This is a genomic window from Variovorax boronicumulans (assembly GCF_009811375.1).
Taxonomy (GTDB): Bacteria; Pseudomonadota; Gammaproteobacteria; order Burkholderiales; family Burkholderiaceae_C; genus Variovorax; species Variovorax boronicumulans.
On the sequence record NZ_BKDH01000001.1, the window covers coordinates 3,559,454 to 3,584,544 of the forward strand.

The following is a 25,091-nucleotide window of genomic DNA, read 5'->3' on the forward strand; positions in this document are numbered from 1 at the left end:
ACGACCTCTTTAGAATGGCCCGATGAACTGGCGCATCACACTGTTTCCCCTGGCTTTGGTCATTGCCGGCTGCTCGACGCCGCCCAACCAGATCGTTCCCTTCCGCGACGGTGTGCTGCGTGCCATGACCTACACCCAGGCTTCGGACTACTGCAGCGCCAAGGGGCAGGACCCGAAGTGGCTCGGCAAGGCACCCGCCGAATCCGGCGTGCTGTTCCAGTGCCAGTAAGGCACCGCATCACGCAGGGCTGACGCCCGACCGCACCGCTCAGGCGTCGATGTCGATGAGCGCCAACCCGCTCTCGCGGTCGCAGGTCTTGCGCAGGTAGCCCGGCGACTCGACCATTTCATGGCGAGGCGTGTCCTTCCGTTCGAAACGTCAGCGCGGGGAGTTCTGCCTGCAGTCCTCGGCGGTGCCCCGACAGTCGTCCTGACGCGAGGGCGCGCCAGGGTCGTCCACGCGGGGCTTGTCCTCGCCGGCCGGCTTCGCGTCCACCGGCGGCTTTTTCACCATGCCGGGGTCGCGGTCGGGTGGCGCGGGCTTCACCAGCCGCGGATGGCCATGGGGCGGCGGCTTCACGAGGAGTTCGGGGTCGGGCCCAGGTTGCGCTTGCGGCTTGACCGGCGGTGGCGGCGGCCTGTCGGTCGACTGCGCGGCAGCCGGCCCGGCAACGAGCGCCGCGACGCCCAGGACCCCGATGGCGAGGCTTCCGGCAAACATCGATTTCGTTGGATTGCGCATGGCGTTCACCCATGGCCCGAAGGTTTCACCGGGGCGTTCCCGGCGGTGTAGGCCTCTTTCGCCAATGGCCGCAAGTCGGCGTCGCGGTGCCTGCGACGCTGGCGCAGCCGCCGGGCGATGGCCGCAGGGATGGCGCGCGCTCAGCCCGCCAGGCTGACGCGCACCACGCACGCCGGCGGCACCAGAATCTCGTCGCAGTTCGGCCCGGCCCCGCCGCGGTCGATCACCACGAAGCTGGCCGGCTGCTGCGTGACCACCAGCGGGTGGTGCCAGACGCCGCGCGCATAGTTCACGCCCTGCCGCCCGTCGGTGACGAAGGCGCGGATGTCTTCCACGCGCACCGTGTCGCCCGCCGGCGCCACCACCACGAGAAAGCGGCTGCCGTCCATCGGCACGAAGGCCTGGCTGCCCAGCGGGTGGCGCTCCAGCATGCCCACCTGCAGCGGCATCGCGTAGGGCTGCGTCTCGAAGATGTTCACCAGCACGCGGCTGTCGCCGGGGCCCGGGTCCACGCGCGCCAGGTCGTGAAAGCGCGTGGTCATGCCCGCGTTGATCGGCATCGACCGGGCGTGCGCGCTCTCGATGACGTCGCCGAACGCGGCGAAGGCCTCGCGCGTCAGCGGCTGCGCAACGAGCGCGAGCGCCGCGGGCGTGCCCGGCGCCGGGGGCAGGAAGGTGGGGCTGGCAATCGTCAACAGAAACTCCTCGGCTTTTTTGGTCCAACTGGTATTACCAGTATCCTTGTGATGCATCCTGGCCGTCAATCTCCCGGCGTCAGGGAAATCGCTAGTGTCCAATGGCGCATGAGGCCTTAAGGTCTCGGTCGCGTTAAATCATACCGGTAATACCAGTTAATCCACCCCATCGACGCCTTCGAGGACCGCCATGTCAACCACCACCCTTCATGCGCCGCTGCAGCCGGCCACCACCTCTGCTGCAGCGGAGAACGCGCTCTACAAGAAAGTGGCATGGCGACTCATGCCGTTCCTGATGCTCTGCTACGTGGCCGCCTACTTGGACCGCGTCAACGTCGGCTTCGCCAAGCTGAACATGCTCAGCGACCTGCAATTCAGCGAAGCCATGTACGGGCTGGGCGCGGGGCTGTTCTTCATCGGCTACTTCTTCTTCGAGGTGCCGAGCAACCTGCTGATGCACCGCATCGGCGCCAAGGCCACCATCTCGCGGATCATGATCACGTGGAGCCTGATCTCGGCCGCGATGATGTTCGTGACCACGCCCACGCAGTTCTACGTGCTGCGCTTCCTGCTCGGAGCGGCCGAGGCCGGCTTCTACCCGGGGATGATCCTGTACCTCACCTACTGGTTTCCCTCGCACCGCCGCGCCAAGATGGTGGCGGTGTTCATGTGCGCGATTCCGGTGTCGGGCGTGCTGGGCGGGCCGCTGTCGGGGCTGATCATGGACGCCATGCACGGCATGGGCGGGCTGCGCGGCTGGCAATGGCTGTTCCTCATCGAGGCGCTGCCCTCGCTGGTGATCGGCCTGCTGGTCATCGTCTACCTCGACAACAGCATCCAGGGCGCACGCTGGCTCACCGCGGAAGAAAAGGCCGTGCTCGCACGCAACATCGCCGCCGAGAACGCCACCAAGGGCGGCACCAGCCACATGACGCTGCGCGCGCTGTTCGCCGACCGCCGCATCGTGAAGATGGCGTTGATCTGCTTTTGCACGGTGATGGGCCAGTACGGCCTGACCTTCTGGCTGCCCACGCTGGTGCGCCAGTCGGGCGTGTCGGGCGCGCTGAACATCGGCCTGCTCACCGCCATTCCCTTCGCCGTGGCCATCGTCTCGATGCTGCTGGTGAGCCGCAGCTCCGACCGCATGCGCGAACGCCGCTGGCACCTGATCGTGCCCTTCTGCTGCGGCGCGCTGGGCCTCACGCTGAGCGCCATCTTCAGCAACAACGTGTACCTCTCGCTGGCCGCATTGGCCCTGGCCGCGGGCGGCAGCCTGGCGACGTCGCCGCTGTTCTGGAGCCTGCCGACGGCCATTTTGTCGAGCGCGGGTGCAGCAGCCGGCATTGCGCTCATCAACTCCTTTGCCAACCTGGCGGGCTTCGTGAGCCCCTACATGATCGGCCTGATCAAGGACGCCACGAAGAGCACCGACATCGCCCTGTTCGTGCTGGCCGGCGTGCTGCTGTTCGGCGCCTTCCTCACCTGGACGGTGCCGGCCAAGCTGGTCAACAAGTAGGGAAGGCCCCGAGGTGCGGCCACAGTAAGATTTCCAGCTCCCGCCACTGCCGCACTTCGCACCGAAAACCGCCCATGCTCGCCTCCCCCGCCGTCGCCGCCACCGCCGCCCGCCTGATCCAGCAGCGGATCGCGGACGGCACCTACGCGGCCGGCGGGTTGCTGCCTTCGCAGCGCGACCTGGCCGAGCAGCTCGGCATCAGCCGCACCTCGCTGCGCGAGGCGCTGTCGACGCTGCAGGGCACGGGCCTCGTCATTCCGCGCCCCGGCAAGGGCATGTACGTGGCCGAGGACGGCGGACAACAGGCGCCGTCGGCCTCCCCGGCCTGGAAGTTCGCCACCTCGCATTCGCTGCAGGACGTGTACCAGCTGCGCTTCGCGGTCGAGAACTTCACCGCGCGGCTGGCCTGCCTGGTCATCGAGGCGGACGACCTGGCGGCGCTGCGCGCCAATGCACAGGCGATGCGCGCATGCATCGACGCCGGCGACTTCACGCAGGCCACGCAGCTCGACTTCGACTTCCACATGCAGATCATCGGCATCGCCGGCAACCAGGCCATCGCCGAGATCCTGCGCAACAGCGCCGAGGTGATGCAGGAGAGCCAGCGCCTGCCCTTCTACAAGCGCGGCGCGCGCCATGCCACCTACGACGAGCACATGGCGATCATCGAGGCGCTGGCGCAAGGCAACCCGGCGCTGGCGCAGCAGGCGATGACGCAGCACATCGTGCAGGCCGCGCAGCGCGCGGGCGTGCACTTTCCGACGGGGCTCGAGGCAGCCTGACGCTTCAGGCCCGCGTGTCGACGACGATGCGCAGCACCTCGACACGCTCGGGCAGCTCGATCAGGAACTCCGCATCGCGCGGCAGGTGATGCACCCCATTCGGGTCGCCGCCGGTGAACGCGCTCATCGCGGCCACGTCGGGCCAGTAGGAGGTCGTGACGAACTCGGTGTCGGTGGCGCGGTCTTCGCGGAACAGCTGCACCGCGAGCGCCGTCTTGCGCAGCGGCGGAATGCCTTCAGCCAGCAGGTAGCGTTCGTAGGCCTCCGCGCGATCGGGCGTGACGCGGCCGCGCCAGATGCGCGCGATGGTGGCGACGCTCATACCGGCACGCCTTCGATCGTCCGGGTGGATGCAGACGCCGGCACCGGCAGGTGCCGCCCCAGGAAATCGCGCAGCGGCGGCAGCACCTCGGCCAGGTGCGTCTCGAGCAGCCAGTGGCCCCCGTCGTCGAACGCGTGGAACTGGGCGTCGGGCAGGTCCCGCAGGTAGGCGCGGCCGGCCTCGATCGGCATGTAGCCGTCCTGCGGACCCCACAGGATCAGCGTGGGCGGGCGGTACGTGCGCAGGTAGTCCTGGTAGCGCGGGAACCACCGCAGGTTCTCCTTCAGGCCCTTCATGAGACCGAGCGCAATGCCGCGCCGCGCGGGCGTGTCCATCAACGGCCAGTGAAGGCGCCAGAGATCGGGCGCGAGCCGCGGGGCCACGCGCGACGACACCTCGCCGATGAACTCGTCGCGAAAGCCTTCTTCGCTCACGGCGCGCTCCAGCGCCGCGAGATGGGCCTCGCTCGGGTCGTTCCAGTACGCCCGGATCGCCGCGTACTTCGGCCCCAGCGCGTCTTCGTAGATGTCGCCGTTCTGGACGATCAGCGCCGTCACCCGCCCGGCCCGCCGCATCGCATGGCGCAGGCCGATCTGCGAACCGTAGTCGTGCAGGTACAGCGCGTAGCGGCGCAGCGCGAGCGCGGCGGTGAAGCGGTCGAGGAAGTGCGCGTAGCCATCGAAATCGAACACGAAGTTCTCCTCGGGCGTGCCGCTGTAGCCGAAGCCCGGGAAATCGGGCGCCACCACGCGCCAGCGGTCCGCCAGCGCCGGCATCAGCGCGCGGTACTGGAACGAAGAACACGGATAGCCGTGCAGCAACAACAGCACCGGGGCACCCACCGGACCGGCCGCGCGATAGAAGACCTCGACGCCATCGATCTGCACCGTGCGGTGCGTGACGGCGGTCGTGCCGGCCGCGTCGTTCTTTCGGGGGTTCGCATTGGCCATCTCGGCTCCTTGAGACATGCAAAGAAACAGAGGTGTCTTTGTCGCCTCCGGCGCGGGGCCCGCATGTGGGAAAGGACCGACCCTGGGTGTCGTCCAGGCCGCGCGCGCCCTGCGGCAGGCACGTTGCAGGGCGACATAGGCAACCTGGCCAGCCCGTTGGCCGATCGGCCTTGGCAGCACCGGCCGGACGGTCGCCCCGCGCCTGAACATGAAACTTTGGCTCACTGGCCGTCAAACCGCAGTCCAAAGCTTTCACTGCAGCGCGGTGCGCAGGACAATGGGGCGTTGATGGTGGTCGGGGCGCCGCCTCCGATCCTGTCGGCATCGCACTTTCAGGACTACACACGTCGCGTCATGGAACAACGGCTGGAATGGGCCCTGGCGGCCTGCTCACGCATCCTTCGACCCGTGGTGAAGCTCGCCCTCGCGATGGGGGTCAAGCACCCCCACCTGGAGGAGTTGCTGCGTGACCTGCTGATCGAGGAGGCGCAGCACTCCTGGCGCAGCCAGGGCGTTCCCAAGCCCAACCTGAGCCAGTTGTCGGTCACCACCGGCCTGAACCGCAAGGCCGTGACCGCCAAGGTCCGCTCCACCGTCGACCCCCTGCCCCACACCGAACTCTCGGCCGCGGCCAAGACCTTCACGCTGTGGCTGCAAATGCTGACCGAAGACGCTTCGTTCCGGCGCCTGCCCGTCACCTCGGGCCACACGGCGCCCTCGTTCGAGGCGGTCGCCCGCCTGAGCAGCCGCGGCAACGTCCACCACCGCACCATCCTCGACGAGCTGATCCGGTTGAACATGGTGACCGAGAACGAAGGCATGGCCGAGCTCACCGCAGACGGTTTCGTGCCCGTGCAGGACCTGCAGTCGATGCTGGCCTTCATGGGCGACAACGGCCGGGACCACCTGCTGGCGGCCGTCGCCAACACGCTGGGCGAGCAGCCCCGCATGCTCGAGCGCGCGGTGTACGCGCGCGGGCTGTCGCTGAACGATTGCGAACAGATCCACCGCCTGGTGCGCGACCGCTGGTCCGCCCTGCACCACGAGCTCGCGCAGGAAATGGCACAGGCGGTCAGCCGCGCGCCGGCCCGCGCCAATGGACGAATCCGTGTCGGCATCTACACGTACTACGAGGACGAGGGCACGCCGCCCCCGCCCGCGTCCTCTGAAAGCGAGCGCCCCTCATGAGCACGATCCAAACACCCCGCCGCCTCCTGCTGGGCTTGCTTTGCGCCGGCCTCACGGTCCTGTTGATGTCCTGCGGAGGCGGCGGTGGTGCCTCGGCCGGGAACCTGGGCCTGGGCACCGGCACCGCGATCGGCGGTGACAGCCCCGGCGGCGCGGGCACGGGCACAGGCGGGGATGGGACCGGGTCCGGCTCGGGCAACGCCGGCACGGGCGGCTCCGGCGACACCGCCAGCAACGGCAACACCGACGGCTCCGGTGTCGGCTCGGGCGGCACCGGCGTGACTGCGGACGCCGCCGGCATCGGCGCCGCGGACGGCCTGGGCAGCATCATCCTGAACGGCCTGCGCTACACCACGGACACGGCCACCATCACCGTCGAGGACGCCACCGAACTCCAGATCGGCATGAGTGCGCGGGTCGCCGGCAAGGTCGACCCCGACTTCACCCGCGGCATCGCGACGCAGGTCGTGTCGGGGGCCGAACTGCGTGGCGCCGTCTCGCGCATCGACGTGGGCGCCGGCAGCTTCGTCGTCATGGGCATCAACGTGACCATCGATGCGGCCACGGTCTGGGCCGACGCGAACGGGCTTGCCAATGTGGCCGACGGCAGCCTCGTCCAGGTGTGGGGCCTGCCCGGTGCGCCGGGCACGCTGCGCGCCACCCGTGTGCTGACGGCGCCCACGCTGACCGCCCCGCTGGTCACAGGCGCCATCCAGAACCTCAATGTGACGAGCCAGACCTTCACGCTCGGCCAGCTGACGGTCAGCTATGGCGGCGCCAGCTTCGCGGGCATCGACGCCTCGTCGCTGGCCAACGGTGTCATCGTGCGCGCCCGCGGCACGGTCGCGCCGACCGGCAACGCGTTCACGGCGACCAAGGTGGAGGGCTGGTACGCGATACCGACGAGCAACGGCATCGCACTGCAACTGGCGGGGGACATCACCGATTTCGTCTCGCGCGGTGCCTTCAAGGTGCTGGGCACGCCGGTGGACGCCACCAATGCGCAGATCACGGGCGGCCCCGTCGGTTCGCTCGGCAACGGCGTGAAGGTCGAGGTCGACGGCTTCATGTCCGGCGGGGTGCTGGTCGTCAAGAAGCTGCGCATCCGCCATGTGCCCGGCACAGGCGGGCCGGCCTCGTTCACCCTCATCGGCGCCATCGGCGGCTACGTGTCCCCTGCCAGTTTCAGGGTCCAGGGCCAGCCGGTGGACGCCAGCGGACCGGGTACCACCTTCGAGAACGGTACCGCCGCGAACCTGGCCAACGGCCAGCGCGTGACCGTCGTGGGAGACCGGGTGGTCGACGGCGTTCTCATTGCCCAACGGGTGACATTCAACCCCTGACCTGAAGCGGCGGCGCAGCGCCCCGCCGTCCGGTCGCATCGCCCGCCCCTTCTGGCGGCAGGCGAAGCCGGGCTTTCGCACACATCCAGTTCCAGTTCGACACCGCCGCACCGCGGCGGGCGTCGGCCTGCGCGCACGCGGGCCGGATAGCACCTTCGGCCATCTATCTCCAAATCCATGGCGAAAGTACGAAAAAGGGACTAAAGTGAAAAAATCACATTTCTTACATTGGTGGCTTCCGTGTCTGTTCCCGCGAGTTCAGTGCGACCGTTGCTCCCCGTTGGCATCGCAGGCCCACGCCTGACGGATGCCTCCCTGTGCGGGGCTGCGCATCGGGTGCCTGTTCGTCGCCGGGCCAGCCGGCACCGCTGACATTGCGAGGAGTACCGCATGCCGCTCGTCCTTCTTCTTCGGCTCATGAACAAGCGTTTTCCGGTCATGCTCACGGCGGACGCGGACATCCGGCATGCCTCGGTGCTGGTCGCCACCGGACTCATCGAAGCCGAGTTCCATGTCGACAACTTCGGCTACCAGCGGTACGAAAGCGCCCAGGTCTTTGCCATCACGGACGAGGGGCACGCGGAGATCGCCACGCTCTGCGGCAACGGCGCTTCGGTGCATGAAGAACGCCCCCAATGGAGCGTCATGCCGCTCGATTACCTGCGCAGGATCGGCAACTCGACCTTTCCCCTGCACACCGAGGACCCGTCGGAGATCAACTCCGTGGCGGTTCTTGAGGCCGCCGGCATGGTGGAGGCCACCCTCCCCCCGATCTGCCGCGCCCGTCAGAAGCTGCGCCAGGCCACCGTCCTGCGGGTCACCCCCCTGGGACGGACGGCGCTGGTGCCACGGCGAGGCTGAATCCGGGTTCGGGTCGAACGCCCGGCGTGCCAGCCCTGGCGCGCCGGGATCGGTGCGTCCGGCGCGCACGAACACCGCCCCTCGCGTTCCCCTTGCCCCACACCTCCATGAATCGGGTACCCGTTTGCCGTGCGACAGCCCCCGGCCGAGGGGAAGCGCCTCGTACAGCGATGAAAAAAGCCCGCCCACGACACAATTGAAACCAAGCGCAACAGACGTCACAGATCGCCCACAAGGTTCCTTTCGAGTACCAAAGAAGTAATGTGAAACCTTCACATACACCGCGTTATTGGCACGAAGAAATGAACGCCAGGCTGTTACCACCGAACGTCGGCCCCTGCCGTGCATGAAACAGTTCATGCGAAGGATGTCTTGCCATGCGCGCCCCCGTCTCCGCCCCGAGCCTCGACAGCAGCCTGTCGACGGATGCGCTCATGGCCGCCCGCATGCGGCTGGTGCTGTCGATCTCGGCGGTGCTGGCCATGGCGGTCGATGCGGGGCCCACGCGGCAACCGGTGGCCAGCGCGGTCTGGCTGGCCTTTTGCGGATACCTCCTGCACAGCGTGCTGGTGCACGCCTGCACGCAGGGGGGATGGCGCCATGTCCAGGGCAAGGCGGTCCACTGGTCCGACGTGATGTGGTTCACGCTGATCGTCTTCGTGACGGGCGGCGTGCACAGCCTGTTCTTCCTGTTCTATTTCTTCGCCATCCTGACCTCCTCGTTCCGCTGGGGCTTCGAGGAAGGCGCCCGCGTGACGATCGTCTCGGTCGCGTCGTTCGCCGCCTGCGGGCTCGGCACGAGCACGGGCGACGACGCGCCGCAGCTGCTGATGCGCACGACCTTCCTGCTGGCGCTGGGGCACATGATCGTGCACTGGGGCGGCTCCAAGCTCATCCTGCAGCGGCGCCTGGCCCTGCTGGGTGACATCAGCCAGCTGTCGAACCCGCGCTTCGGCGCGGGCCGCACCATCGCTCGCACGATGGAAAAGACGCTGGCCTTCTTCAAGGCCAGCCACTGCATCCTCATGACGCGGGACACCGCCACCGGCAACTGGACCCTGCGCACGCTGCGCAAGGACGACACCTGCGAGCACGTCGGTGTCGAGACGCTCGGGGGCATCGCCGAGTCGCCGCTGATGGCGCTGGAGCATCCGCACACCGTGCTGAGCAACCGCCTGCCCTGGCCCCTGAACCTCTTCTTTGCGCGCAGCCACATGCACGGCCCCGGTGCGATCGGCTGGCGCCCCGAGGGCCGCGACGGCGCCAAGCGCAGTGCCGCGGTGGCCGCCATGCTCGAGGCCCGCGCGTTCATCAGCGCCGCGCTGCCGCTGCGCCTGGGCGAGGGGCGCGTGTTCATCTCCTCGCGCAACGGCCACTTCAGCAAGTCCGATGCGCTGTTCCTCGCGCACCTCATGGAACAGATCTTCCCGGTCATCGAGACCATCGAGGTGCTCGACCGCATGGCCTCCGAAGCGGCCGCCACCGAGCGCCTGAAGATCTCGCTGGACCTGCACGACACGGCCGTGCAGCCCTACATCGGGCTGCGCATGGGCCTGTGCGCCCTGCGCAAGAAGGCCGCCGCGGACAACCCGCTGCTCGAGGATCTGGACAAGCTCGCCGAGGTGGCGAGCGGCGTGATCGCCGACCTGCGGCGCTTCGCGGGCGCGGTCAAGGCCGGCCCGGAAAGTTCGTGCGGCCTCGTGCTGCACCAGCTGTACAGCCAGGCCGCCCGCATCCAGGGGCTCTACGGCATCGAGATTTCGGTGAACGTCGAAGGCCACGTGCGTCTTGACGACCGCATGACCGCGGAGGTTCTGCAGATGGTGGGCGAAGGCCTGAACAACATCTGCAAGCACACGCAGGCCCGCCGCGGCAGCGTGCGCATCGGCTGCCGCAATGGCTGCCTGCACCTGCGCATCGAGAACGAAGGCGACGAAGAGAACTTCGCGCCCTTCCGGCCACGCTCCCTCAGCGACCGCGCAGCGGCGCTCGGAGGCCGCGCGCAGGTCAGCCGGTGCCGGGGCGGCGGCACCGAGGTGCTGATCGAAATCCCCATCTGAGCCCCCAAAAGCACGACAACAGTCCGAGGAGCCCCTCATGCAAACCGAAGCCCATCCCATCGGCGTCCTGCTGGTGGACGATCACCAGACCATGCTGTGGGGCCTGTCCCGGCTGATCGACGACGAACAGCCGCGCATGAAGGTCGTCGCCACCGCCAGCTGCTGCGAAGAGGCCGTGGCACACACGCAGAGCCTGGCTCCCGACGTCATCGTGCTCGACCTCGACCTGGACGGCCATTGCGCCCTCGACATCCTGCCGCAGCTGCTGTCGAACGAGGTCTCGCGCGTGGTCGTGCTGACCGGCGAACGCGAGCAGCGCACGCTGGACCTTGCGGTGCTGCGCGGCGCGCGCGGCGTGATGCGCAAGGACGCCTCGGCCGAGCAGGTGCTCGATGCGATCGAGCGCGTGCACCACGGCGAACTCTGCGTCGATGCCCCGACCATGGGCCGCGTGCTCTCGGAACTCACCTCGGTGAAGAAGCCGCCTAAAGCCGACCCCGAGTCCGTCAGGCAGGCCAGCCTGACCCAGAAGGAGCGCGACATCGTCCGCACCGTGGTGCACGGTAGCGGCGCCTCCAACAAGACCCTGGCCGGGCAGGCCTTCGTCACCGAGCACACGCTGCGCAACCATCTCACGTCGATCTACCAGAAGCTCGGCGTGACGAACCGGCTCGAGCTGTACATCTACGCGGTCAAGCACCACCTCGACGCCATGGCGCACTGACAGCGCCCTGCCCGCCCCGTCCTTCGGGGCGCCCGCTGCGGGCCGCTCAGCGTCGGCATCCCCCCTCCGGGACCCGCCATTTCCCCGCTTTTCCGATCCCCGCCTGCTGCGATCAGCTGGCGTGCGGGAGCGCACCGGACTGGCAGAGGAGGAAAAGATTCGGCACCGTATTTCGCGCCACCTCAAAGAAATTGAATTTCAATTGAATTGAAAAATCATGATCGGACGAGAGAATAAATTCCAAAAATAAAAATCGGATAGCAGGCAATTTGGTTAATAGAATATTTCATTCAATTCAAATATCATCGGAATTTCAATAATCAAATTATTTCCGCAGTTTCAATTGGTTTTTTGAATATTTTATTTCATCGAAAACCAAATACCCATTTAAAAATGAATTTCATGTTTGATTAATTTCATTCTTTTCAAAATTTCCATGCATAAATAAGCCCATTCCACTTTTCAACCAGCATTGCTCACTTGGCGAACAATGCGTCGTTTTTCACGATCCGCCTCAAAAACATAGAAATTAGGTATATCGAACGTCATGGTTCAGGTAGTTCCATTTTGAAACACTCATGTCTTTCCACAAACAGGAGCAAAAGACCCGCGCAACCGTCCCGTCAAGTTCATAGGATTGCGCAAGCCTCGGGCCGAATTGAATTTCAATTAAAACTCACAGAAAACATTCAATTCGGCACTTGCCTTTCATTTTTCTATTGAAAATGTATGAAACCCCAACCTGCTTTGCCGCCGATGGGGAAAGTGGCCCCGGAGCGCTCGATGGACGACCTTTGCGTCTCCCCGCCCACGCTCGCAACGACCGGCCTGCGTCGCTCACGCCAACCGGGGCAGGCACATGCTTGATCACCGGCTCATCAGCTCTGGCGAGAAGGCCTCCGTCGGCGTCTGCGCGCCCGCCGCGAGGCTGTGGCCGGACTTCCTGATCGGCCAGGAAAAATCGCCGGTGCGCGTGCTGCTCGTCGACGACGACGAGTACATGCGCCGGGTGATCGCCCAGGAGTTGCTGTCGGACCTGCGCATCCAGCTCGAAGGCCAGGCCGACAGCGTTCGCGAGGGACGCCGGCTGCTGACCACGCACACCTTCGACGTGTTGATGCTCGAGCTGCAGCTGGGGGACGAGATGGGCTTCGAGCTGATCACCGAGGCACGCCGCCTGCACCGCAGCAGCGAGGTCATCGTGATCTCCTCGCTCGAGGACGACGCCCACGTGCTGCGCGCCTTCGAACTGGGTGCCATGGGGTACCTCCTGAAGAACGCCTGGTTGCAAAGCTTCGCCGATGCCGTGCTGCACGTGGTGAACGGCGGGGCGGCGATCACGCCCCGACTCACGCGGCGCCTGCTGCACCGCCTGGACTACCACCCCCGCGAGCCGGTCGCCGACAAGGCGCCGGCGCCGCCGAGGCCGCCGTCGCGCGACATGACACTGACGCCGCGAGAGAGCGAGGTCCTGCGTTGCGTGGCCTCGGGTTACGTCTCCGCGGAGATCGGCGCCAAGCTCGGCATCACGGGCCAGACCGTCAATGTGCACATCAAGAGCATCTACAAGAAGCTGCATGTGCATTCGCGCGCCCAGGCGGTGAACTTCGCCGTTCACACGGGCCTGATCTGAAGGGCAGCGACCCCATGACTTCGATCGATTGCCCCTTCGCCGCCGGATCGCGCCCTCGCCGCGCGCTCGACAAGCGGCCCTTCGTCCAGGCCATGCTTGTCGCGGCCTGGGCCACGCAGGTCATGTGCGCCGACCTGGCGATCGCGACGGAAGCGACGTCGGCCGCCGTTGCGGCGCACGAGAACCCGGATGGCGGCGTTGCGGACGGCGAAGCCGCAAGCGACGCGGCCGTGGTGACGGCCTCTCCCGACGATCCGGCGGCCACCACAGGAAGCGGTGACCCGGAGCGCCCCGGCTCCGCCGTCTACAGCCCCTTCGCGAGCCCGCTACACGGCAATGAACGCCCTCCCGCTTTCGCTGCGGCGTCCCAAAAAAGCAATGGCGGCCATGCGGAAATGGCGCTGATCGCCCTGATTTCGGCCGGTGTCGCCGCGGCCGCTGTTTTTTTTTGGCTCTGGCGCGCGTAGTCAGGTTCTCGTCAGTTAATTTGTATGTGAGAAAGTTGCATTCCTGAAGATGGCCTCTCATAATTAGCACCTTCGTTTTCGAAGACAACCAATCGACCACCGGTTGCCGTCCGCTTACAAGCGGCAACGACTTTCGGCGCGCCGACCTAGATTCTTTTTGACAGGATCCATGGTGGGGGTATCGCATGAACAAGTGTCGAATCAAGGTCCGCATGAAATGCGGGCTTCATCTCCATGCCGGCATCGCGCCTGACCGGCATCGCGCAATGGATATTTGCTGCACCGCCCCGCTGCGGTGCCTGAGCGGCCGACGACGACCCTAGCCGCTCCCCAGGCGTGACCGCCACCGGGTCACGCGCTGCATCACTTCCTCGAAAAACCCGCGGCTGGCAATTCCAGGCGCGCGGTCACTCCTGAGCCACGCTACATGAGCCTTTTCGCCATGTAGGCGGGACCGGGGCTGCATTGAAAGTCGTTCGTCTTGAGGAGAATAGAAATGGCCACGCTGATCAGGTCCGATCTCGAATTCATTCTTCAACAAATTCTCATTGCGGAAGCACAAGCAGCGGGAGCGGACCCCGCGAGCCTCGTCCCGAACGCCTTTGCGCCTTTCGGCCTCCGGACGGTCGACGGGTCCTACAACAACCTGATGCCGGGCCAGAGCGACTACGGCTCCGCAGACAACCCGTTCCCGCAGCTGGTGCCGCAGACCTACAGCAACGAGCAGGACGACGCCTTCGCAGGGATCACCAACACGGACTACAGCAGCGCCGGGAACGTGGTCGATGCCGACCCGCGGCTGATCAGCAACCTGGTCGCCGACATGACCAGCAACAACCCCGCGGCGGTGAGCGCCTTCGTGGCCGCGGGCCTCGGAACGCTCGACGCAGCCGGCGTCCTGTACGACCTCCAGGGCGTCGTCATTCCCCCCGGCACGCTGCTGGAGATTCCGAACACCAGCCCCGACGAAGGCCTCTCGGCGCCCTTCAATTCATGGTTCACCTTCTTCGGCCAGTTCTTCGACCACGGCCTCGACCTGGTCAACAAGAGCAGCACCGAGATGATCTTCATGCCGCTGCAGCCGGACGATCCGCTGTTCAGTACGGCCCCCGGCGCCCCGAATTTCATGATCCTGTCGCGCGCCACGCGCGATGCGAACGGCGACCAGACCAACCAGACCACGCCCTTCGTCGACCAGAACCAGACCTACACCTCGCATCCCTCGCACCAGGTGTTCCTGCGCGAGTACGTGCTCGACGCCAACGGCCGTCCGGTGGCCACGGGCAGCCTGCTCGATGGCACCGACGGCGGCCTTGCCAACTGGGCCCAGGTCAAGGCGCAGGCGCTGATGCTCGGCATCCAGCTCGACGACGCCGACGTGCTGGACCTGCCCCTGCTGGCGACGGACCAGTTCGGCAAGTTCATTCCCGATCCCGTGACCGGCTTCGCGCAGATCGTGCTGCGAGCCGCCGACGTCGGCGGGCCGCTGGACCCGGACGGCAACGGGCTCGCCTCGGGCACGCCCGGCGCGCCCCTCGACGCCAGCGTGGGCGTTCGCACCGGCCATGCTTTCCTGAACGACATCGCGCATGCCGCGGCGCCCGTGTTCGTGGGCGGAGTGCTGGCGCCCGACAGCGACTCGGCCGTCGGCCTCTCGGAACCCGGCACCTATGACAACGAGCTGCTGGACCGTCACTTCATCACCGGCGACGGCCGCGGCAACGAGAACATCGCCCTGACCTCCGTCCACCACGTCTTCCACTCCGAGCACAACCGGCAGGCCGAAGAGATCAAGGCCACCGTCCTGGCCACCGGCGACGCTGCGTTCATCGCCTCATGGCAGCTGCCCGACGGCTCATGGAACGGCGAGCGCATCTTCCAGGCCGCGCGCTTCGCGACGGAGATGCAGTACCAGCACCTGGTGTTCGAAGAGTTCGCGCGCAAGATGCAGCCGGCCGTCGACGAGTTCCTGGCCGAAACCAACTACCAGACGACGATCAACCCGGCGATCGTCGCCGAGTTCGCACACGCGGTCTTCCGCGTCGGCCACACGATGCTGACCGAGACCGTGGACCGGCTGGACCCCAATTTCCTGTCGAGCGATCTCGCGCTGGTCGATGCCTTCCTCAACCCGATCGGGTTCAACAACGACGGCGCACTGACACCGGAGCAGGCGGCCGGCGCCATCGTGCGCGGCATGACCCGGCAGGTGGGCAACGAGATCGACGAGTTCGTCACCAACGCGGTGCGCAACCAGCTCCTGGGCCTGCCGCTGGACCTCGCCGCCATCAACATCGCGCGCGGCCGGGACACCGGCATTCCCACGCTCAACGAAGCGCGGCGGGAGTTCTACACCTCGACCGCGGACCCGCAGCTCAAGCCCTATACGAGCTGGGTCGACCTCACGCAGCACCTCAAGCACGAGGCCTCCGTCATCAACTTCATTGCGGCGTACGGCACGCATGGCGCGCTGACCGCCGCGGACGTCGACACGATGGCCGAGAAGCGAGCCGTGGCGGCCGCACTCGTCTTCGGCGGCACCGTGGTTCTCAACGCCGGCACGGCCGCGGAGCGCAGCTTCGTTGCAGACGAAGCAGACAGGCTCGCCTTCCTGAACAGCACGGGCATCTACGCGATGGTCGGCGGTGTCACCACCACGGGCGTGGACGACATCGACCTGTGGATCGGCGGCCTGGCCGAAGAGCAGATGCCCTTCGGCGGCCTGCTGGGCTCGACCTTCAACTTCGTCTTCGAGTCGCAGATGGAGGCGCTGCAGAACGGCGACCGCTTCTACTACCTCTCGCGTCTGGCCGGCCTCAACTTCCTCACCGAACTGGAGAACAACACCTTCGCCAAGCTGGTGATGCTCAACACCGACGCCACGCACCTGCCGGCCGACATCTTCTCGACCCCGGGCCTGATCCTCGAAGTCGACCCGCTGCGCCAGTTCACCGGCATCGGCGTGGACGGCCACGGCGACCCGACCGAGGGCGGCACCGAACTCACACCGCTGGTGATCCGTGACGATCCCACGACCGCGGCCGTGGAGACCACCTACCTGCGCTACACGGGCGACGAACACGTCGTGCTCGGCGGCACCGCCGGCAACGACACCCTGATCGCCAGCATCGGCGACGACACCGTCTACGGCGATGGCGGCAATGACCGCATCGAGTCCGGCGACGGCAACGACCAGGTCGAGGGCGGCGCGGGCGACGACATCATCACGGACCGCGGCGGCGACGACGTGCTCAAGGGCAACGAGGGCAACGACGTCATCCACGGCGGCAACGGCGCGAACCTCATCATCGGCGGGGACGGCAGCGACTTCATCATCACCGGCGAGGACGTTTCCGAGGTCTTTGCCGGCCAGGGCAACGACTTCGTCCTGGGCAGCAAGGGCAACCTGCCGACATTCGGCAACGAGGGCCACGACTGGATCGAGCTGGGAACCCAGGACGGCACCACGGGCGACAGTTTCGACCCGCTCGTGCAAGACAGCGTCATCGGCAACGACGTCCTGATCTCCGGCGGCGGCTTCGACGAGCTGATCGGCGAAGGCGGCGACGACATCTTCACCGGCTCCGACGGCGAAGACCACTTCGACGGCGGCTCCGGCTTCGACTGGGCCAGCTACAAGTTCGACAAGTACGGCGTGACCGCCGACATGATCGTCAACGACTTCGTGGTGCCCCCGGTGGTCAACTCGAACGCCGCGATGATGGACCGCTTCGCCTTCACCGAAGGCCTGTCGGGATCGGCTTTCGCCGACTTCCTGCGCGGCGACGACGCCGACGCCGTCGAGATCCTGCAGGCCGGCTGGACCGGCAGCGTGCTCACCAACATCGCGCTCATCGACGGCCTGCAAGGCCTGCTGCCCGCGGGCATGACCTCGTTCGGCGAAGGCAACATCATCCTGGGCGGCGACGGCAGCGACCTCATCGAGGGCCGCGGCGGCAACGACATCATCGACGGCGACGCCTGGCTCAACGTGCGCATCGCCGTCTCGGGCGTGCCCGGCCTCACCAGCGTCGACAGCCTGAAGGAGCTGGTGCCGCGCATGCTCTCGGGCGAGATCAACCCGGGCCAGCTCAGCATCGTGCGCGAGATCCTGATGTCCGACAGCGCCGACTACGACACCGCGATGTTCTCCGGGCTGCGCGCCAACTACACCGTCACCACCGGCGCCGACGGCCGCACCACCGTCACCGACAACGTCGGCACCGACGGCACCGACATCCTGCGCAACATCGAGCGGCTGCAGTTCTCCGACGCCGTCCAGCTGCTGTCCGGCAGCAACAACGCACCGGGCGGCTCGGTCACGATCAGCGACGACACGCCGCAGATCAACCAGCTCCTGAGCGTGTCGGCCGCCCTCACCGATGCGGACAATCCTGGCGGCACCGTCACCGGGCCGATCAGCTACACGTGGCAGTACGAGGCCGACCCGACGCGCGCGCCGGGCGTGTTCCGCGACATCATCGACCTGGGCGGCGGCCAGCCCGCCACGGTGAACGGCACGACCTTCCGGGTCACCGCGCCCTTCGACGGCCTGGCCATCCGGGTGCGGGCCGTCTACCGCGATGCCGACGGCGTGCTGGAAACCGTGTACTCCACGCCCACCGCGGCGGTCACCGGCGTGGCGGCCGTCGTGCCGCCGGCGCCCCCGCCCTCCTCCGCGCTGGTCGACAGCGCGGGCGTGCGCTTCCTGCAGTCCGACCTGCAGTTCATCCTGGAGCAGATCAAGATCTCGGAGCGGCATGCGAGCGGCGAGGCGCTGACCGACATCCTGGACAACGCGCGCGCACCGCTGGGCCTGCGCACGGTGGACGGCTCCTACAACAACCTGGTGCAGGGCCAGTCCGGCTTTGGCGCCGCGGACCAGGTGTTCCCGCGCCTGGTCGATCCGGTGTTCCGCAACGACCAGGACGGTGACAGCATCAACCTCGGCCCGGGAGGCACGCTCACCAACACGGACTACGGCCCCAGCGGCAATGTGGTGGACGCCGACCCGCGCATCATCAGCAACCTGATCGTCGACATGACGAGCAACAACCCGGCGGCGGTGAGCGCATTCGTCGACGCGGGCCTGGGCACGCTGGTGGACGGTGTCCTGTACGACCTGGACGGCGTGGCGATTCCCGTCGGCACCCTGCTGGTCATTCCGAACACCGCGCCGGACGAGGGCCTGTCGGCGCCGTTCAACGCCTTCATGACCTTCTTCGGCCAGTTCTTCGACCACGGCCTGGACCTCGTGGCCAAGGGCGGCAACGGCACCATCTTCGTCCCGCTGCAGCCCGACGACCCGCTCTATGTGTCGGGCAGCAACAGCAACTTCCTGGTGCTGACGCGCGCCACCCAGGTTGCCGGACCCGGCGCCGACGGCGTCATGGGCACCGCGGACGACACCACGCACGAGGCCACGAACCTCACGACGCCTTTCATCGACCAGAACCAGACCTACACGTCGCACCCCTCGCACCAGGTCTTCCTGCGCGCCTATGAGCTCAACGCCGACGGCAAGCCGGTCGCCACCGGGCGGCTGATCACCAACCGCGACCTCGGTGCCGACGGCCTCTTCGGCACGGCCGACGACATCGAGCTGGGCGGCATGGCCACCTGGGCGGTGGTCAAGGCGCAGGCGCGCGACCTGCTGGGCATCGCGCTGGACAATGCCGACGCGCTCAACCTGCCGCTGCTGGCGGCCGACGAGTACGGCAACTTCATTCCCGACCCGGTGACCGGCTTCGCGCAGATCGTGCTGCAGGCCGGCGGCACGCTGGCCTCGGGCTCGCCGGGCGCGCCGATCGATGCAAGCCTGGCCGTGCGCACGGGCCACGTGTTCCTGGCCGACATCGCCCACACCGCCAACCCGGTGAACAGCCAGGGCGTCGCGCTGACGGCCGATGCCGACGACCAGATCGGCGGCACACCGGCCGCGGGCTTCTACGACGACGAACTGCTCGACGCGCACTACATCGCCGGCGACGGCCGGGTGAACGAAAACATCGCGCTGACCAGCATTCATCATGTGTTCCACGCCGAGCACAACCGGCTGGTCGAACACACCAAGGCGGTGATCATGGCGTCGGGCGACGCGGCCTTCATTGCCGAATGGCACCTGCCCGATGGCTCGTGGGACGGCGAGCGCCTGTTCCAGGCCGCCCGCTTCGGCACCGAAATGCAGTACCAGCACCTGGTGTTCGAGGAGTTCGCGCGCAAGGTGCAGCCGCAGATCGACATCTTCTTTGCCGCCACCCAGGTCTACGACACCGAGATCGATCCATCGATCGTCGCCGAGTTCGCCCACACCGTGTACCGCTTCGGCCACTCGATGCTGACGGAGACGGTGGACCGCTTCGACGTCGACTTCAACGTGATCGGCGGCACGGCCGATCCCACGCAGCAGCTCGGGCTGATCGAGGCCTTCCTCAATCCGCTCGCGTTCGCCGCCAGCGGCATCACGGCGGATGAAGCGGCCGGCGCGCTCGCGCGCGGCCTCACGCGGCAACAGGGCAATGAGATCGACGAGTTCGTGACCGAGGCCCTGCGCAACAACCTGCTCGGCCTGCCGCTCGACCTGGCGACGATCAACATCGTGCGCGGGCGCGACACCGGCGTGCCGACACTCAACGCCGCGCGGCGCGACTTCTACGGCGTGACCGGCGACAGCCAGCTCAAGCCCTACGCGAACTGGGTCGACTTCATGCAGCACATCAAGCATGAAGCCTCGGTGGTCAACTTCATTGCGGCCTACGGCGTGCACGCCAGCCTGGCCGCCGCCGACACCCTGATCGAGAAGCGCGCGGCGGCGGTGGCGCTGGTCTACGGCGGCATCGGTGCGCCGGAAGACCGGCTCGACTTCCTGTACGGACGCAATGCCTACGCCGACGAGGCCGGCATCACGACCACCGGCGTCGACGACATCGACCTGTGGATCGGCGGCCTGGCCGAAAAGCAGATGCCGTTCGGCGGCCTGCTGGGCTCGACCTTCAATTTCGTCTTCGAGGAGCAGATGGAGAAGCTGCAGGACGGCGACCGCTTCTACTACCTGGAGCGCACGCAGGGCCTGAACTTCCTCACCGAGCTGGAGAACAACTCCTTCGCCCGGCTGGTGATGGCCAACACCGATGTCGAGCACCTGCCTGGCGACATCTTCACGACGCCGGGGTTCACGCTGGAGGTGGACCCGTCCCGGCAGTTCACGGGCCTGGGGCTCGACGGGCGCGACGATCCGACGGCCGAGGGGAGCCTGACGCCACTGGTGCTGCGCAACAACCCCGGCACCGAAGCGGCCGATCCGAACTACCTGCAGTACAGCGGTGAGGACCACGTCGTTCTGGGCGGTACCGCAGGCAACGACACCATCATTTCCAGCATCGGCGACGACACGCTCTGGGGCGACGCCGGCAATGACCGGCTCGAAGGCGGGGACGGCAACGACTTCGTCTTCGGCGGGGCCGGCGACGACATCATGACGGACCTGGGTGGCGACGACAACATGCAGGGCGGCGACGGCAACGACGCCATCCACGGCGGCAACGGCATCAACCTGATCCTGGGCGGCCACGGCAACGACTTCATCGTCACCGGTGAAGACCCGTCCGAGGCGTTCGGCGGCACGGGCAACGACTTCATCCTCGGCGCCCGCGGCAACGAGTTCGTGTTCGGCAACGAAGGCGACGACTGGATCGAGAAAGGCATGGCCGACGGCAGCGCCGGCGAGAACTTCGACGCCTTCGCCCGCGACCAGGTGGTGGGCCACGACGTCTTCATCGGCAACTCGATCTCCGACCGGATGGACGGCGAAGGCGGCGACGACATCATGTTCGGCAACGGCGGCCAGGTGGACCGCTACGAAGGCGGCTCCGGCTTCGACTGGGCCGGGTTCAAGGACGACGCCTTCGGCGTCACGGCCGACCTGTTCCTTCGCGCCTTCGACGAGACGCCCGTGCCGATCTCGAACGCGACCGTGCTGGCGCGGTTCACCTCGGTCGAGGGCATGTCGGGTTCTGCGCACGCCGACGTCCTGCGCGGCGACGACAACGATGCGGCCGCGATGGCGCTGTCGGGCACCACGGGCAGCGTGCTGACCCACATCGAACTCATCGACGGCCTGCAGGAGCTCCTGGACCAGGTGCTCGGTGTCGGCATGGAGATGGACGGGCCGGTGACTTCGTTCGCCGGCAACATCATCCTGGGCGGCGGCGGCAGCGACCTGCTGGAGGGCCGCGGCGGCAACGACATCATCGATGGCGATGCCTGGCTGAACGTGCGCATCAGCGTGCGGGAGAACGCCGACGGAACGGGCGCCGAGATCGCGAGCTATGACACCATGACCGACCTCGAGCTGCAGGGGCGCGTCTTCGACGGCACCTACAACCCGGGTCAACTCACCATTGCCCGCGAGATCCTGATGTCGGATGCGCCGGACTTCGACACGGCCGTCTTCTCGGACGTCTTCGGCAACTACGAGATCACCTTCCTCGAAAACGATGTCTGGCGCATCAGCCATGTGGTGGACGGCGTGGCCGGCGCCGACGGCATCGACGTGGTGCGCAACATCGAGCGCCTGCAGTTCTCCGATGGCGCAGCGTTCATTGCGGAAGAAGGCTTCAACCTCGATCCCGAAGGCCAGCTGACCCTCAGCGACACCACGCCCACCCTGGGCGCGACCCTCACCGTGTCGGCCCTGGGCGTGACCGATCCGGACAACGTCAGCGCGACCAACCCCGACGGTGCGATCACCGGCCCCATCGCCTACTTCTGGCAGGCCGAGGTCCGCCCCGGCATCTTCGAGGACATCCTGATCGAGAACGCCGGCGGCGAGGTGGCCCGGGCCACGGGCACGAGCTTCACGCCGCGGACCTTCGAGCTCGGCCTGGCGCTGCGCGTGCGGGCGGTCTACAAGGACGCCAACGACGTGCTGGAGAACGTGTACTCCGCCACGACCGCGCCGCTGGCCCTCAACGCCGCGGCCACCGGGCAGCCGACGATCAGCGACACCACGCCGACCGAAGGCCAGCTGCTGACGGCATCGACCCTCGGCATCAGCGACGTGGACGGGCTGACGGGTGCCGTCTTCAGCTACCAGTGGGAACAGGCCGTCAACACGGGCGTCGGCGGCGGCGGCGCCGGGTTCACGCCCATCGCGGGCGCCACCCTGGCGACCTTCACGCCGGGCGCCGACCAGGTCAACCGCGAACTGCGCCTGACGGTGAGCTTCACGGACGATGCGGGCGCGCTCGAGACGGTGCGCTCCGCGGCCACCGTGGTCACGGGCGACTTCATCGCGGCCAACAACGCCGCCCAGGTCCTCACGGGCACTGAAGGCCAGGACGTGATCTTCGGCGGCGGCGGCGCGGACGCCATCAACGGCCTCGGCCAGGACGATCTCATCGACGGCGGCGCGGGCAGCGACAGCATCGCCGGCGGCGCCGGCAACGACACCATCAACTACACGATGGGCGAAGGCACGGACACCGTCGACGGCGGCGCGGGGCTGGACACCCTGAACGTCATAGGAACGGCCGCGGCCGACGCGCTCGCGGTGAGCTACAACGGCACCGCGCTCACGGTGGTGGCCGGCGGCACGGTGAGCAATGTCGAGTCGGTCACGGCCGACCTGCTGGCCGGCGTGGACACGCTGACCTACACCAGCGCCGCCGCCATCTCGGTGAACCTCACGGCCGGAACGGCCTCGGGCTTCACCTCGATCGCCGGCATCGAGAACGTGACGACAGGCGATGGCGCCGACGTGCTCGTGGGCAATGCGCTGGCCAACGTGCTCAACGGCGGCGGCGGCAACGACCGCTTCGTCGCGACGGTGAACGACGGCAACGACAGCTACGCCGGCGGCGGCGGCACCGATACGCTGGACCTGTCCGCGATCTCGGCGGGCGTGACGATCACCCCGACGACCGCCACGGGCGCGCAGACGGGCACCGATGCGCTGTCTTCCATCGAGAACTTCATCGGCAGCCAGGGCGCTGACAGCATCGTCGTCAACGGCGGCGCGAACGTGATCGACGGCCAGGGCGGCAACGACGTCATCGACGCCGGCGGCGGCAACGACACCGTGACCGGTGGCGAGGGCAACGACACGCTCACCGGCGGCGCCGGCAACGACACGGTCAGCGGCGGCGCGGGAGACGACCTCTTCCACTACCTCGTCGGCGACGGCGCCGACACGATCAACGGCGGCGCGGGTGCCAACGACCGGCTGACCATCGCCGGCACGGCGCTGGGCCAGACGCTCGCGGTGGTGCTGACGGGAACGGCGATCGCGTCCCTGGCGGGCGGCACCGTCACCGACATCGAGGCGGTCACGGCCGACCTCCAGGGCGGCGTCGATACCCTGAGCTACGGTGCCACGACCACGGCCGTCACCGTGAACCTGGCCACCGGCACGGCCACGGGCTTCGAATCGGTGGCGAACATCGAGAACGTGACCGGTGGCGCCGGCAACGACACGCTGACCGGCAACACCGGTGCCAACGCACTGAACGGCGGCGGCGGCGACGACCGCTTCGTCGCGACGATCGGCGACGGCAACGACAGCTATGTCGGCGGGGCCGGGGTGGACACCTACGACCTGTCGGCCACCACGGCCGGCGCGACGGTGACGGTCAACCTCGCCACGAGCGCGCAGATCGGCTCCGACACGCTCAACACGATGGAGAACATCATCGGCAGCCAGGGCAACGACATCATCGTCGTCAATGGCGGCGCGAACTTCATCGACGGCCAGGGCGGCAATGACACCATCAGTGCCGGCGCCGGCGACGACATCGTGCTGGGTGGCTCGGGCAACGACACCATCAACGGCCAGGCGGGCGACGACAGGCTCACGGGCGGGCTGGACAGCGACACGGTGGACGGCGATGCGGGCGCAGACACCTTCATCGCCACGGTGGGCGACGGCAACGACAGCTACGCCGGCGGCATCGGCAACGACACCTACGACCTGTCCGCCACCTCGGCCGGTGCGACGGTCACGCCGACCTCCGCCACCAGCGCCGAGACCGGCACCGACACGCTGAGCTCGGTGGAGAACGTGATCGGCAGCCAGGGCAACGACAACATCAGCTTCGCGCCCGTGGCCCTCCTGAATGCCGCGAACGTGGTGGATGGCGGTGGCGGCAACGACACCCTCAGCACCGGGGCGGGCGCGGACCGGCTGACCGGCGGCACGGGCAACGACACCATGGACGGCGGAACGGGAGACGACGTCTTCGTGTTCGCGCCGGGGTTCGGCAACGACACGATCCTCGGCTTCGATGCCAGCGGGAACCTGCTCAACGGGCAGGACCGGCTGAACATCTCCGCGATGGGGATCAACGCCGGCAACTTTGCCGCCAACGTGTCCATCACCGACCTGGGCGCCGACACGCTGGTCGAGTTCGACGGCCTGGAAAGCATCCTGCTGATGGGTGTGAACGGGGTGGGAACGAACACCATCACGCAGGCCGACTTCGTGCTGTCGACATGAGCACCGCCGACGTTTCAACGACCTTGACCACGGAGAACGACATGGACGAGAAAAACAACGCAAGCCCGCAGCAGGCCCCCCGTTCCATCTCCGACCCGCGCGAGGTGGCGACGTTGATCATGTCGCGCATCGGCATGGTCAACGCGAAGAAGGACGAGCTGAGCGTCGCCATCCAGGGCCTGTGCGACGCGACCCAACAACTGTCGCGCGCCTACTCGGCGCAGATGGTGACCATCGACCGGCTGGTGCGGCGGGTGAAGTCGCTGGAAGCCGCGGCGCAGGCCGCGGCCCAGGACCAGCAGGTCAACTGAGCAACG

At 67.3% G+C, this 25,091-nt stretch carries 16 protein-coding genes; 12 read left to right on the forward strand and 4 right to left on the reverse strand.

Annotation, left to right across the window (positions count from 1 at the left end; translation table 11 throughout):
• Positions 1 to 22 precede the first annotated feature (22 nt).
• Positions 23 to 229, forward strand: a complete 207-nt coding sequence (locus VHAB30_RS16390; RefSeq protein ID WP_159277736.1) for a hypothetical protein — start codon at positions 23 to 25, stop codon at positions 227 to 229.
• A 150-nt stretch (positions 230 to 379) separates the two neighbouring features.
• Here the strand turns inward: VHAB30_RS16390 and VHAB30_RS16395 are convergent, their stop codons facing one another.
• Together VHAB30_RS16395 and VHAB30_RS16400 are read right to left on the reverse strand one after the other, a co-directional pair.
• Complete coding sequence (locus VHAB30_RS16395) at positions 380 to 742, reverse strand: hypothetical protein (protein WP_159277738.1); 363 nt, start codon at positions 740 to 742, stop codon at positions 380 to 382.
• A gap of 140 nt (positions 743 to 882) precedes the next feature.
• Complete coding sequence (locus VHAB30_RS16400) at positions 883 to 1,440, reverse strand: ureidoglycolate lyase (protein ID WP_070059812.1); 558 nt, start codon at positions 1,438 to 1,440, stop codon at positions 883 to 885.
• 187 nt (positions 1,441 to 1,627) lie between these two features.
• Between VHAB30_RS16400 and VHAB30_RS16405 the strand changes: the two genes are divergently transcribed.
• Both VHAB30_RS16405 and VHAB30_RS16410 read left to right on the forward strand, forming a co-directional pair.
• Positions 1,628 to 2,953 (forward strand): MFS transporter, encoded by a 1,326-nt coding sequence (locus VHAB30_RS16405; RefSeq protein WP_062470888.1) that lies wholly within the window; start codon positions 1,628 to 1,630, stop codon positions 2,951 to 2,953.
• A gap of 74 nt (positions 2,954 to 3,027) precedes the next feature.
• Complete coding sequence (locus tag VHAB30_RS16410; RefSeq protein WP_159277742.1) at positions 3,028 to 3,735, forward strand: FadR/GntR family transcriptional regulator; 708 nt, start codon at positions 3,028 to 3,030, stop codon at positions 3,733 to 3,735.
• A gap of 4 nt (positions 3,736 to 3,739) precedes the next feature.
• Here VHAB30_RS16410 and VHAB30_RS16415 read toward each other — a convergent pair whose 3' ends face one another.
• Entirely contained in the window at positions 3,740 to 4,057 is a 318-nt protein-coding gene (locus VHAB30_RS16415) for an antibiotic biosynthesis monooxygenase family protein (protein WP_159277744.1), read from the reverse strand.
• Positions 4,054 to 5,007 (reverse strand): alpha/beta fold hydrolase, encoded by a 954-nt coding sequence (locus VHAB30_RS16420; RefSeq protein ID WP_159277746.1) that lies wholly within the window; start codon positions 5,005 to 5,007, stop codon positions 4,054 to 4,056. Before VHAB30_RS16420 ends, VHAB30_RS16415 begins: the two co-directional genes overlap by 4 nt.
• Positions 5,008 to 5,361: 354 nt before the next feature.
• Here VHAB30_RS16420 and VHAB30_RS16425 point away from each other — a divergent pair, with 354 nt between their 5' ends.
• The 9 genes from VHAB30_RS16425 to VHAB30_RS16465 all read left to right on the forward strand — a co-directional run bounded on the left by VHAB30_RS16425 (position 5,362) and on the right by VHAB30_RS16465 (position 25,085).
• Positions 5,362 to 6,195, forward strand: coding sequence for a DUF6502 family protein (locus tag VHAB30_RS16425; RefSeq protein ID WP_159277748.1), 834 nt, complete (start codon positions 5,362 to 5,364; stop codon positions 6,193 to 6,195).
• On the forward strand, positions 6,192 to 7,538 hold the full coding sequence (locus VHAB30_RS16430) for a DUF5666 domain-containing protein (RefSeq protein ID WP_159277751.1): 1,347 nt from the start codon (positions 6,192 to 6,194) through the stop codon (positions 7,536 to 7,538). The genes VHAB30_RS16425 and VHAB30_RS16430 overlap by 4 nt, the downstream gene beginning before the upstream one ends.
• 390 nt (positions 7,539 to 7,928) lie before the next feature.
• On the forward strand, positions 7,929 to 8,399 hold the full coding sequence (locus VHAB30_RS16435) for a hypothetical protein (protein ID WP_062470870.1): 471 nt from the start codon (positions 7,929 to 7,931) through the stop codon (positions 8,397 to 8,399).
• Positions 8,400 to 8,776: 377 nt separating this feature from the next.
• A complete protein-coding gene (locus VHAB30_RS16440; RefSeq protein ID WP_159277752.1) occupies positions 8,777 to 10,459 on the forward strand; it encodes a sensor histidine kinase in 1,683 nt (560 codons plus the stop codon).
• A gap of 37 nt (positions 10,460 to 10,496) precedes the next feature.
• On the forward strand, positions 10,497 to 11,183 hold the full coding sequence (locus tag VHAB30_RS16445; RefSeq protein ID WP_159277754.1) for a response regulator: 687 nt from the start codon (positions 10,497 to 10,499) through the stop codon (positions 11,181 to 11,183).
• A gap of 859 nt (positions 11,184 to 12,042) precedes the next feature.
• Entirely contained in the window at positions 12,043 to 12,816 is a 774-nt protein-coding gene (locus VHAB30_RS16450) for a LuxR C-terminal-related transcriptional regulator (protein WP_159277757.1), read from the forward strand.
• Positions 12,817 to 12,830: 14 nt separating this feature from the next.
• Positions 12,831 to 13,283: a hypothetical protein gene (locus tag VHAB30_RS16455; protein WP_159277759.1), complete on the forward strand. Its 453-nt coding sequence runs from the start codon at positions 12,831 to 12,833 to the stop codon at positions 13,281 to 13,283.
• 496 nt (positions 13,284 to 13,779) lie between these two features.
• Positions 13,780 to 24,774 (forward strand): peroxidase family protein, encoded by a 10,995-nt coding sequence (locus VHAB30_RS16460; protein WP_159277761.1) that lies wholly within the window; start codon positions 13,780 to 13,782, stop codon positions 24,772 to 24,774.
• Complete coding sequence (locus VHAB30_RS16465; RefSeq protein WP_159277763.1) at positions 24,771 to 25,085, forward strand: hypothetical protein; 315 nt, start codon at positions 24,771 to 24,773, stop codon at positions 25,083 to 25,085. Before VHAB30_RS16460 ends, VHAB30_RS16465 begins: the two co-directional genes overlap by 4 nt.
• The last annotated feature ends 6 nt before the right edge of the window (positions 25,086 to 25,091 follow it).

Excerpts from the sequence above, each read along its gene's own strand:
- VHAB30_RS16390 (WP_159277736.1), top strand. The coding sequence starts at position 23 with ATGAACTGGCGCATCACACTGTTTCCCCTGGCTTTGGTCATTGCCGGC.
- VHAB30_RS16395 (WP_159277738.1), bottom strand. The coding sequence starts at position 742 with ATGCGCAATCCAACGAAATCGATGTTTGCCGGAAGCCTCGCCATCGGG.
- VHAB30_RS16405 (WP_062470888.1), top strand. The coding sequence starts at position 1,628 with ATGTCAACCACCACCCTTCATGCGCCGCTGCAGCCGGCCACCACCTCT.
- VHAB30_RS16410 (WP_159277742.1), top strand. The coding sequence starts at position 3,028 with ATGCTCGCCTCCCCCGCCGTCGCCGCCACCGCCGCCCGCCTGATCCAG.
- VHAB30_RS16415 (WP_159277744.1), bottom strand. The coding sequence starts at position 4,057 with ATGAGCGTCGCCACCATCGCGCGCATCTGGCGCGGCCGCGTCACGCCC.
- VHAB30_RS16420 (WP_159277746.1), bottom strand. The coding sequence starts at position 5,007 with ATGGCCAATGCGAACCCCCGAAAGAACGACGCGGCCGGCACGACCGCC.
- VHAB30_RS16425 (WP_159277748.1), top strand. The coding sequence starts at position 5,362 with ATGGAACAACGGCTGGAATGGGCCCTGGCGGCCTGCTCACGCATCCTT.
- VHAB30_RS16430 (WP_159277751.1), top strand. The coding sequence starts at position 6,192 with ATGAGCACGATCCAAACACCCCGCCGCCTCCTGCTGGGCTTGCTTTGC.
- VHAB30_RS16435 (WP_062470870.1), top strand. The coding sequence starts at position 7,929 with ATGCCGCTCGTCCTTCTTCTTCGGCTCATGAACAAGCGTTTTCCGGTC.
- VHAB30_RS16440 (WP_159277752.1), top strand. The coding sequence starts at position 8,777 with ATGCGCGCCCCCGTCTCCGCCCCGAGCCTCGACAGCAGCCTGTCGACG.
- VHAB30_RS16445 (WP_159277754.1), top strand. The coding sequence starts at position 10,497 with ATGCAAACCGAAGCCCATCCCATCGGCGTCCTGCTGGTGGACGATCAC.
- VHAB30_RS16450 (WP_159277757.1), top strand. The coding sequence starts at position 12,043 with ATGCTTGATCACCGGCTCATCAGCTCTGGCGAGAAGGCCTCCGTCGGC.
- VHAB30_RS16455 (WP_159277759.1), top strand. The coding sequence starts at position 12,831 with ATGACTTCGATCGATTGCCCCTTCGCCGCCGGATCGCGCCCTCGCCGC.
- VHAB30_RS16460 (WP_159277761.1), top strand. The coding sequence starts at position 13,780 with ATGGCCACGCTGATCAGGTCCGATCTCGAATTCATTCTTCAACAAATT.
- VHAB30_RS16465 (WP_159277763.1), top strand. The coding sequence starts at position 24,771 with ATGAGCACCGCCGACGTTTCAACGACCTTGACCACGGAGAACGACATG.